We start from the raw sequence: 9,312 nt of genomic DNA on the forward strand, positions 1-9,312 counted from the left end.
GCGGTGGTCTCCGCCGGGGTGCGGGGGCAGGGCACGGCAGTGGTCGCACCGAGGTCAAGCCGCCTGCCCGTCGAAGCTGTCGCTATCTGGACATCCGTCCTCATCGGGCTGTGCCGAGGAACTCCCGGGCGCCGCGGAGTCTGGTGCGCAGGCGCCCTTGTGTGGCGTGGCTGTCGAGGCGCACGTCCAAGGCTCCGATCGGGCGCGTCTTCGCCCTGAGACCGGTCGGCAGCTGGGAGGGGTCGATGCCGTCGCGGCGGGCGATGAGCACGCCGAGAGCGTAGCGGCTGAGCGCATCGGGCCCGGCGAGGTGGAAGACGCCGGCCGCGTTGGACGAGGCGAGTTCCCACAGGGCGGCCGCCAGGTCGGCGACATGCACCGGACAGCGGATGTCGTCCGTGAACAACACGCCCTTGCGGGTGCCGGCGGCCAGCTCGTGCACCACTTGCTCGTGGGCGGAGTGGCCGTCGCCGATGATCAGCGAGGTGCGGGCGACGACCGCATCGGGGTGAAGCAGGCGCACCGCGGTCTCGGCGGCGGCCTTCGCGGCCCCGTAGGGGGTCACCGGATCGGGAAGGGCCGTCTCGTCGTAGAGGGAGCGAGAGGTCCCGGAGAAGACGGCGTCGCTGGAGACGTGCACCAGGCGGATCCCCCGGCGCGCCGTCATCTGAGTGAGGAGGATGGGGCCGTCGGCGGTGACCGCCCAGTCGGCCGCCCCGCTGGACGCGTTGATCACCACACTGGGCATCACGGTGTCGATGACCTCGCCGAGACGACGGGGGTCTCGTAGGTCGAGTCGGTGCCACGAGACGTCAGCGGCATGGCCGGGACGGGAGTTGCACGTCGCGGCCGTGACGCGGCCGGCGGACGTCGCCTGGCGCACCAGCTCGGCTCCCAGGAAACCGCTGCCACCGATGATCAGCACCGTCATGCCGGTATACGGTAGTGGGTCCGCACACTGCCCGCGGCAAAACGGGCAATCCGGCCCGCAGGATGCGCGGTCGCGTGCGCCGCGCAGAAACACGGCCGGCCCGCACCCCCGCTCCCACCCCTGGCCCTTCGAATCGAGAATCCTGGCCGGCGGGTACGTCGAGGACCGGTACGTCCTCGATGGCGGCCAGCCCCGCGGAGCGGGGCCAGGAGCACACGCAGGCACCGTCAACTCCGTTGAGTGGGACATCTACCACGAGGTGACCGCGCTGCACACGGCTCCAAGCACGACGGTGACCCTGATGCTGAGCGGGCCAGGCGAACATGGAGCCTGCGGCCACCTGACCCCGCGACCGGTGTCCTCACCCCGCCCCAGCACAGTCCGCGCTTCCCCAAGCGTTGATGTGACCGCGCTCGCCGGCGGCGGCCCGACGTGCTCGCCGGCCGCGGCCCGGTCCGCGACGTGGCCAGGACACCCGAACCCGACAACACGCGCTTCTGCTCCGCCGTCGGCGGCATGAGGCGGACGCCGGTGATGGACCATCGACGTGCACCACGGGATCTGCCACGCCTGCTCGTGCAGGAGTGAACGACTGCGGATCAGGTCACCCGATCAAATGAAGGGCAACTTCAACACCGTCAATTCTCCAGTGAGTTGAGGTAGGGGCACGTCTCGCTGCGGCCTGCGCGCGGACGTGCGCTCCAGTCGCGTGATGCGGGACTCCTGGGGCCGGCCGTCCCCCGCCCGGAGAGTGAGACGGCAGCAAGCCGGCTATCTGAACGGATGCGTGCCACCGCAAGCCAGCCCCGCTGTCCAGTCACCGACGTGTCGTCCTGGTGCCCGTGCTGCTCGGCTTCGTCGGATGGGGCCAAGGTGTCCTCGCCTCGCTGCGAGCTACACATCCGCCGCGCGTCGACCAGAAGCAGGCCTGGGCTCCGGTCCTGGTTCGGAGCCGGGACGGCACGGCAGGCTCGAAGACGCTTGGTTCGCACAAAAGTAACCGGCTGGTAGCGGATCGTAAGATTTTAGGGTCACCGGATGCACGTCCATGCGCTTGCAGACGCTTTACGGGTAGGGAGCCCAACCGCTCTCCGGCGCCGAGCGGGTGGGTGCCGTATCTGACAGCGAAGGGGACTTGAGGTCCGTGATGAATCACTTCATGGGCGATTGGGTCGTGGCCGCGGTGGCGGCCCGGGTGGTCGGCACCGACGAGGGGATGCTTCTGCGGCGCCTTGCCGTGGCTGGCGTCCGCCTCGGGAACGCCGAACTCGTCCGGGGGAGCCGTTGCGACCGCGCGGAGGTGGGTCCGTGACGGGGCAAGGTCAGCGTCGCCCGAGCGGTGCTGTCGTGCCGCAGTTGCCGGCCGATTTCCGCGCCTTTCATCAGTTGTACCGAGCCTGCTACGTGCGCTGGGCCGAGCTGCACCTGGGCTCGCGTGTCGATGCCGAGGAGGCCATCGACAGCGCCTTCGAGCAACTGGCGATCGACTGGCCACGGGTGCTGAGCCAGCCGGTCCCCGAGGCGTATGCGTGGAAAGTGGTCAAGAATCGCACGATCGATGTCGCCCGGGCCCGCGGCCGTCGTCCCTCCGTGGTGGACTTCGCCGCGTTCGAGACCCGCTCCTTGCACCAGGCCGTCGATCCTATCGGGGAACTCGAAGAGTCTCTGAGCATCTACCAGGCCATCACCCAACTCCCAGAGCGGCAGTTCGACGTGATCGTCCTGCGCTACTGCCTGGGGTATGACACGAAAGACACCGCCGACATCATGGGCATCACGGTCGCCGGAGTCCGCTCGACTGCCCGGTATGCCAGACGGCGTCTGAAGCACGCCCTCGGGCTGGACGAGGACGAAAGGAGCCACGATGAGCCCCGCGCCCATTGAGAGGGTCCTGGCGAAGGCGCGACTGATGGACAGCACGTACAGCACCGAAGACATCGAGGCAGCTGAGCGGCGCATCGCAGCCCGCGTCGCGGACCGGTTGCTGCACGGCGCTCTGTCCTTCGACGACGCCATGCAGCCGGCCCGCGCGCAGACCGTACGACCACACTCTCCCGGCTGCGACGCCTGGCGGCCGGAGGAGAAACTGCGGGCCGACGCGGCCGGCGCCCTCCGCGCTCTGTGCCGGAGCATGGCAGGCCAGGCCGACGCACTGCATCAGATGTCCCAATTCGTCGGACACCGCATCCTGGACCCCGATGGAGCTGTCATTCTCGGATGTGTCCTGCAACTGGCGGCACGCGAGGACAGCGCACGCTTCTGGTGGCAGTTCGCCGCCGGCGCGGGCGATATGTCTGCCGCCTGCTGTCTCTACCTGCATCACCTCTCCCTGGGAGAGACACGCGAGGCCGACTGGTGGCGTGCGCAGATGATGCGGGACAAGCCTGAAGAACCGATCGGTGAGACGCAACAGGGTGAGGATGCGCTTCACGAGAGCGACATTCCCTGGTCCTCTTCCACGTGGACCATGCTGGCCATCGGCCTTGAAGACGGCCCACCCACGGCGACGGTCACCTGGAAGCACATGGTCCTGCCTCAGGCTGCCGCCGCGGTGGTCAGGTACGTGCCGACTGCCATCGAGTACGTCGACGACGTCGACCTTCCACTGCCAACCGCCGGCTTCGCTGAGCGCATCGAGGAACTGACAGCCTGGGCCTGACCGGCAACCGGTGACGGCCCGGCAAGGCAGCGCTGAGCCCCGCTGGCAACCAATCGGACGGGGTTGCCGGTTCGTGGGGGTGCCGGCTCCAAGCACCCCCGCACCCCCCACTCTTCTGCGGCTGGCGAGGCAACAGCAACGCCCTTCCCAGGCGTACCGAACGGGTCGTCCCCGAACGACCGGGATGGGCAGCGGTCCGACCGGCGCGGCTCGCTTTCGGGGGGACGGCTGACGACGGGCGGTTGCGTGAACTGAACATTCCTACGGCCATGCCCGCATCCGCTCGGCGAGCGGGAGGCTGGCCGAGGCGTCCGCTGCGGGGAGCCGCGTTGGCGACTGCGAGCTCACCCCGCTGGCTCGCTGGACGCGCGGGACTGTGGCCTGGGCTCTACTGTCGGTTTGCCTTGCGCTGACAGGACCGCGAGGCTCGGGCGGCCCCCGAACGCAGCGCCCCGGGCTGGGGGCCGCCCCGCAACCCACACCTGTTCACCCTCAGCAGGTCACACCGGTCGTCCGCCAGGCGATCGGGGGTACCCCTCATGTCGCTCACACCTCCTCCGCGCAGCTGCTCTGAGGGAGGAACTTGGCAGACTTCTGGGCGAGCACGGCGGCCAGGAACGCGGGTGCCTCGTCGCCCAGCATCCGGTGCAGCGTAACCAGACTGGTGATCGCGGTGTCGGCGACCTCCTCCTGAACGTGGCGCCAAGTATGGCTTTGCCCCTTTCTAGGGTTGGTACCCCAGGCCCCGACTACAGCCTGGGCGGACTCGCCGACCTCTTCGGAGAGCTTGAGGACCTGCAGCGTCCACTGCTGCTCCGGGCTCATCCCGCGTTCCGAGTCCAGGCTCGTAAACAGGTCGGCGAGTTGGCCGATCACGTCCCACAGCGGCAGGTTCGGCGGATATGCATGCAACGGGCGCTCCTTGAGGGGGCAGCGAAGTGACGGGCGTCGCCGGCCATCGAGGGAATCAGGGGGCAGATGCCGTAGCGGTCCCGGCACGGTTTTGGCAGGCGAGCGAACCACTCGCCGACGGGGATCCGGTGCCGGGCGTCGGCGGTGAGTCCGGACAGGAGGGTCATCAGGGGTCGCCGACTCTCGGCCTGCTGCGGTGGGGGCGTGGAGGCCGCGCGGGACTGGTCGGGCAGTGCTCCATCGCCGCCTTCTGGCTCGGCCAGCAACCGAGCACGACCTGAATATCCAGCCGCGATCCCCCCGGGTCCAGGTCCGTGCCTCATGTGGTGCTCCCTCCGGGTGCGTGGGGGGAAGCGGGTCATACGCATCAGCGCGGGGTCGGGCCGGAAACCGAGCCCTTCGTACAAGGGCGCTCGTAGCGGGTGACGCTGTGCTGTTCCAGGTGTTCGAGCAGTGTGGCGAGAGCGGCCTTGGCGTATCCGCGGCGCCGGTAAGAGGGTTCGGCGGCCACCGCGTGGATGCGCGCGGCCAGGCCCTTGGGGTACTTGGGGGGCGGGGAGCAGCGGCTGGAGAAAGGCGAGGGCGCAGCTGGCGAGTCCTTTGTCGGTGGCGTCGATGACGTAGGCCCGGGCGTCGCCTCCGGGGTGCAGTCGGGTGGCGAGCTGGTCCCGGCAGGCGGCGAGCCAGGATGCGTCCAGGGTTCGGACAGGATCAGCTCGGATCGCAGGCGCGCGATCTCGAAGGCGTCGTCGGGGCGTGCCGGCCGGGGATCAGCCACGGTGCGGTCCTTGTCGTAGTGACGGCATGGGGATGAGGTCGAGCCCGTAGCCTGCCGCTTGCCCTCACCGGAGGACTTCATCGCCGGTGACGAGGGTGAGAGGCTGTCGGATGGCGCGAGGCAGGCGGAGCCGGGCCCGTGCCCGGTGGACCGCGGTGAGCTGGTCGGCGGCACTGGACCCCCAGTCGAACAGCTCGATGACCTGCTCCGGGGTGGCCAGCGCCCGGACGTAGGTCTGACCGGTGGCCGGGTCGGGCCGGGAAGGCCCGACGTTGGTCAGCGTGGCGGCCATGCGCACGCGGGCACACGAACCGCCGCTGTGATGCTCGTCCGGCAGGTAGCCGAGGAGACCCGGAACGCTGATCCGGACGGCAGCTTCTTCGGCAGCCTCGCGGATGAGGGTGGCCGCCGGGTCTCCTTGATCCTGAGGTTCGGGAGTGCCGCCGGGCAGGCAGGCGGCACCGTTCGCGGGGTCCAGGAGCACCAACACACGGCCGTCTGCGGCGAACAGCCAGCCCCAGCACTGCCGAACGGGGATCCCGGCGGGTACGGGTCCCTCGTGCCAGGGCCAGTGATGGGTGGCGCGATGCCGGGTGAAGGCGTTCACGCGGTCGAGCAGGGTGGGCACGAGCGGCTTGCCGTCCTCCAGCAGCACGGCGCCGGTGCCGTTGGTCCGGGCCCGCAGAGCGCAAAGGGCACGCCGGGCGTCCCCAGGAGACATCAGACCGGGCAGGTCGGCGGGTTCGACGAACTCGATGTCCTCGATCTCGCCCGGGGCCGGCCGGATCGACGCGATCTGGTCCTCGTCCCAGACGCCGCCGTCGAAGACGTGCAGAAGCTCCCCGGGAAATTTCATGGTGGAGGGTGTCGTGCGGCCGGCGGGGGAGACCCAGTCGACCGCCAGCCCGCGGGTGACGCTCGCCCTGACGCCGAGCTCCTCCTCCAGCTCGCGGGCAGCGCCCTGAGCGGGGGACTCACCCGTGTCGACGGCGCCGCCGGGCAGCAGGCAGGTGGGCCGGTAGCTGACGCGCTGGAGCAGGATCTGACCGCGCTGGTTGGTGATCAGCACGGAGGTGCCCGCCCACAGGGCGGCCGAGGCGCGCAGCGCCCCGTACGCCTCGTCGGTCATCGCCACGCTGGGAGGTTCGTCGGGTGCGGAAGTCGTCGTCATTGTGCTCCGATCGGTTGGTGTTTGCTCGCGGGTGGTGAAGGGGCCGCGAGCACGGGGCGCGGGGTCAGATGGTCAGCTGGTCCGGGTCGCCCTTCGGCGAGCCTGGGTTGAGCCGGGCGAAGTACTCGGTCTGGATGATCCGGATGCGGTCGGCTTTTTTTGGGGGCAGGCGAGGATTCCGGGCAGGGGCCGTTCGCGTGCGACCTCGCCACGGTGCGCGAGCACCGCGCGCCACTTCGCGTCGGCCCAGGGCATGACGTCGACGCTGGTGGTCAGGTACGAGTCCGGCACCGCGAGGCCGTTCTTGTCCGGTGCTGGGCCAGGACACCGCCGGCGAGGAGAGATTCGTCGTCCGGGTGTGCCAAGACGCCCAGAAGGGACGGGCGGGGAGCACCTGTACGGGGCGGGGCCACGATGGTGCTTTCCTTTCGAACGCGATGTGCGTGGGCGACGGGCTAAGCACGGCCAGGTGAGCGATAGGCCTGGAAGTGGGCGGGCGGGTGGTCGAGCGGCAGATTCCGGTTCCAGGCGGTAAGGCACTGGGCGCTCGGTACGAACAGCGGGCCGGGCAGCGCGTCCAGAGGCCAGAAACGCCAGGATCCGATGGTCTCCTCGCGCTGCTCCGGGACGCCGGACCACTGCGTGACGACGACGGGCACTGTCACCCGGACGACGTCGCCCACCCGGTCCAGGAGCGTGCCCAGCACCCGTACGTCGCCGGGATCCGCCACGAGGCCGGCTTCCTCGCGGAGTTCACGGACAGCGGCCTGAGCGAGGGTCTCTCCCGGTTCGACGGTTCCGCCGGCAAGCTCCCACGTACGGCGCAGGTGCCGCCCGAGCAGGACTCCGTCCGGTCCGTGCACGATCACGCCGACGCCCAGCGCGGTATTCGGCGGGGGCGGTGCGCTGGTGCGGGGGCGGCTCGGTACGCGCTGCGGGCGGCGGGCAGCGTACAGCCGGTAGGAGACATGGTTGTCCGGCTTGTCGGAGTCGATCACGGTGACCGCCTCCACGGTGAGACCGTGCTGGACCAAGAGGTCCTCCCACAGCTGCGCCGACAGGACCCACATGTCGACGGGGTGGTCGTCGGTGGTGCCAGGCAGCCGCAGGATCTCGGGTCGCGGGACGACCTCGTTCGACGGCCCGGTGCCGTTCGAGTTGGTGTGCAGCGCGGAGAAGAGCAGGCGGCCGCCGGGCTTGAGGCCGTTGGCCAGGACGGGCAGCAGCCGCTCGGGGTCCAGGTAGGGAACGGAGCAGACGGAGTAGATGAGGTCGTACGGGTCGGCGTCGCGTAGATGGGCCACGGCGTCGGCGCACACCAGGCGCAGGCCTGAGGTGTCGGGGTAGCGAGTGGCGGCGCGCTGGTGCTGTGCGGGGGAGGCGTCGACGGCGGTGACGTCGGCGCCCCGGGCGGCGAGGTGGGCGGCGTGCCGGCCGAGCCCGCTGCCGAGGTCGAGGATGCGCAGGCCGGTCACGTCGCCGAAGACTTCGATGCCGGGGCCGGTGCCGGGGATGCCCCAGTCCCACCGGTCCAGCTCGGGCAGCTCGAGTCCTCGCGCGAGTTGGTGGTTTCCGTAGGTGTTCCAGGTCGCGATGGTGTCCTGCTCGGTGGTCACCGGTCCTCCATCAGATCGCAGGGCGGGGGCTCAGGGACACAGGGCGTAGCAGCGCAGGACGTCGAGGTCGGCGGTGTGGACGGCGGACCAGCCTGCGGTGAGGAGTTCGGCCTGGGCCGGGGTGATGCCGAGGTTCTGCAAGGGGTCGGTGGCGTGGCGGCGGCCGGCGATCTCGGTGACGACCCAGAAGGTTCCGCCCGGGGCGAGGAGGTGGCGGACTCGGTTGAGGAAGGCTGCCTTGTCGTCGATCCACCGGTAGACGAGTCGGCAGGTGATGGCCGCGTACGCCGGTTCCGGCAGGGTTCCGAGGTCGTCGGTGGTGATGTCCATGCGCTGCCAGACCGGCACGATGTCGGATCCGGGGTCCTGGGCGGCGGCGAGCGCGATGGCGGTGGGGGAGCAGTCGATGCCGGTCGTGCGGTAGCCGAGCTGGGCGAGGCGTCGGGCAAGAGCGCCGTCGCCGCAGCCGATGTCGAGGGCCGGGCGGGCGCGGCCAGGGCCGAGGTGGTCCTCCAGCAGCTGGTTCTCGGTGTCGTCGAGCTGCCGGTAGCGGCGGCCTTCGGACCAGAGCGGTTCCCAGTAGGTCGCGGCTGCAGTGGACGTGGTGGTCATCAGGCTCCTTCGCGGGCGGGCGGCACGGCCGCGCGGGCGGGGATCTCCCGCAGCGCGCGGACGGGGGAGGCGAGCACGGCCACGTCGAACCGTTCCACAGCTCCTCGCGTCTCTATACCCCGGAGGACCTCCGAACGGCCCCTGCCGGCCGTGACACCGACGGCCTAGAGCAGGCCGTGGCGTACCTGGCGGCTCGGCCGGGATCCGACGAGGCCGGGGTACGCGGGAGATCGAGCGGCATGTCACGGCGCAACCGCATCGGATCGTCGCCGCGCTGGACTTCATCGAGGCCGGGGGTAGGCAGATCAGGAACAGTGCCACTGCTTCCTATGAGAACCGGCTCGGCGAGCGGCCCGAGTTGTTGACGGCTGTTTCCGGGGAGCAGGTCACTGAGGTCGGGCCGGCGGCCGACCTGAGTGTGGTGAAGGCGGCGGACGCGACCACCGTCACTGTCGGTCAGACCGTCACCTACCGCGTCACCGTCATCAACACCGGTCCGAACCACGCTACCGGCGTCACCGTCGTCGACCCGCTTCCTGAGGGTCTGGTCTTCCTGTCCGCCGAGGCAGCCTCTGGCGCCTACGACCCGGCTGCCGGGCAGTGGGCGGTGGGCGACCTCGCCGAGGGCGCCGG

At 70.2% G+C, this 9,312-nt stretch carries 8 protein-coding genes and 2 pseudogenes; 3 read left to right on the forward strand and 7 right to left on the reverse strand.

Annotated elements, in window-relative coordinates; genetic code table 11:
* Positions 1-100 precede the first annotated feature (100 nt).
* Complete coding sequence (locus CCN44_RS21040; RefSeq protein ID WP_086698565.1) at positions 101-931, reverse strand: SDR family oxidoreductase; 831 nt, start codon at positions 929-931, stop codon at positions 101-103.
* 1,347 nt (positions 932-2,278) lie between these two features.
* Between CCN44_RS21040 and CCN44_RS21050 the strand changes: the two genes are divergently transcribed.
* Complete coding sequence (locus tag CCN44_RS21050; protein ID WP_086698571.1) at positions 2,279-2,815, forward strand: RNA polymerase sigma factor; 537 nt, start codon at positions 2,279-2,281, stop codon at positions 2,813-2,815.
* The gene (locus tag CCN44_RS21055; RefSeq protein ID WP_086698574.1) at positions 2,796-3,590 is read left to right on the forward strand and encodes a hypothetical protein; all 795 of its coding nucleotides are present in this window, start codon (positions 2,796-2,798) and stop codon (positions 3,588-3,590) included. Before CCN44_RS21050 ends, CCN44_RS21055 begins: the two co-directional genes overlap by 20 nt.
* 546 nt (positions 3,591-4,136) lie before the next feature.
* Here the strand turns inward: CCN44_RS21055 and CCN44_RS21060 are convergent.
* From CCN44_RS21060 to CCN44_RS21080, 6 genes and pseudogenes are all read right to left on the reverse strand, one after another.
* Positions 4,137-4,502 (reverse strand): MazG-like family protein, encoded by a 366-nt coding sequence (locus CCN44_RS21060; protein WP_223284113.1) that lies wholly within the window; start codon positions 4,500-4,502, stop codon positions 4,137-4,139.
* A 367-nt stretch (positions 4,503-4,869) separates the two neighbouring features.
* Positions 4,870-5,280, reverse strand: coding sequence for a GNAT family N-acetyltransferase (locus tag CCN44_RS43345; protein ID WP_158103133.1), 411 nt, complete (start codon positions 5,278-5,280; stop codon positions 4,870-4,872).
* A gap of 64 nt (positions 5,281-5,344) precedes the next feature.
* Positions 5,345-6,409, reverse strand: a complete 1,065-nt coding sequence (locus CCN44_RS21065) for an NUDIX hydrolase (protein ID WP_237482585.1) — start codon at positions 6,407-6,409, stop codon at positions 5,345-5,347.
* Between the two features lie 353 nt (positions 6,410-6,762).
* Positions 6,763-6,864 (reverse strand): annotated as a pseudogene (locus CCN44_RS48035) (PIG-L deacetylase family protein); the annotation flags it as partial.
* A gap of 42 nt (positions 6,865-6,906) precedes the next feature.
* Positions 6,907-8,067 carry a bifunctional class I SAM-dependent methyltransferase/NUDIX hydrolase gene (locus CCN44_RS47410; RefSeq protein WP_086698579.1) on the reverse strand — a complete coding sequence of 387 codons (1,161 nt, stop codon included), beginning with the start codon at positions 8,065-8,067 and terminating at the stop codon, positions 6,907-6,909.
* Positions 8,068-8,097: 30 nt separating this feature from the next.
* On the reverse strand, positions 8,098-8,679 hold the full coding sequence (locus tag CCN44_RS21080) for a class I SAM-dependent methyltransferase (protein WP_086698582.1): 582 nt from the start codon (positions 8,677-8,679) through the stop codon (positions 8,098-8,100).
* Positions 8,680-8,965: 286 nt separating this feature from the next.
* Here CCN44_RS21080 and CCN44_RS21085 point away from each other — a divergent pair.
* A pseudogene (locus CCN44_RS21085) lies at positions 8,966-9,312 on the forward strand (DUF11 domain-containing protein); the annotation flags it as partial.

Origin of the sequence: Streptomyces tricolor (assembly GCF_002155905.1) — a bacterium.
Taxonomy (GTDB): domain Bacteria; phylum Actinomycetota; class Actinomycetes; order Streptomycetales; family Streptomycetaceae; genus Streptomyces; species Streptomyces tricolor.

Bases quoted from the DNA above. Each gene is read 5' to 3' on its own strand.
- CCN44_RS21040 (WP_086698565.1), bottom strand. From the start codon at position 931: ATGACGGTGCTGATCATCGGTGGCAGCGGTTTCCTGGGAGCCGAGCTG.
- CCN44_RS21055 (WP_086698574.1), top strand. From the start codon at position 2,796: ATGAGCCCCGCGCCCATTGAGAGGGTCCTGGCGAAGGCGCGACTGATG.
- CCN44_RS21065 (WP_237482585.1), bottom strand. From the start codon at position 6,409: ATGACCGACGAGGCGTACGGGGCGCTGCGCGCCTCGGCCGCCCTGTGG.
- CCN44_RS21080 (WP_086698582.1), bottom strand. From the start codon at position 8,679: ATGACCACCACGTCCACTGCAGCCGCGACCTACTGGGAACCGCTCTGG.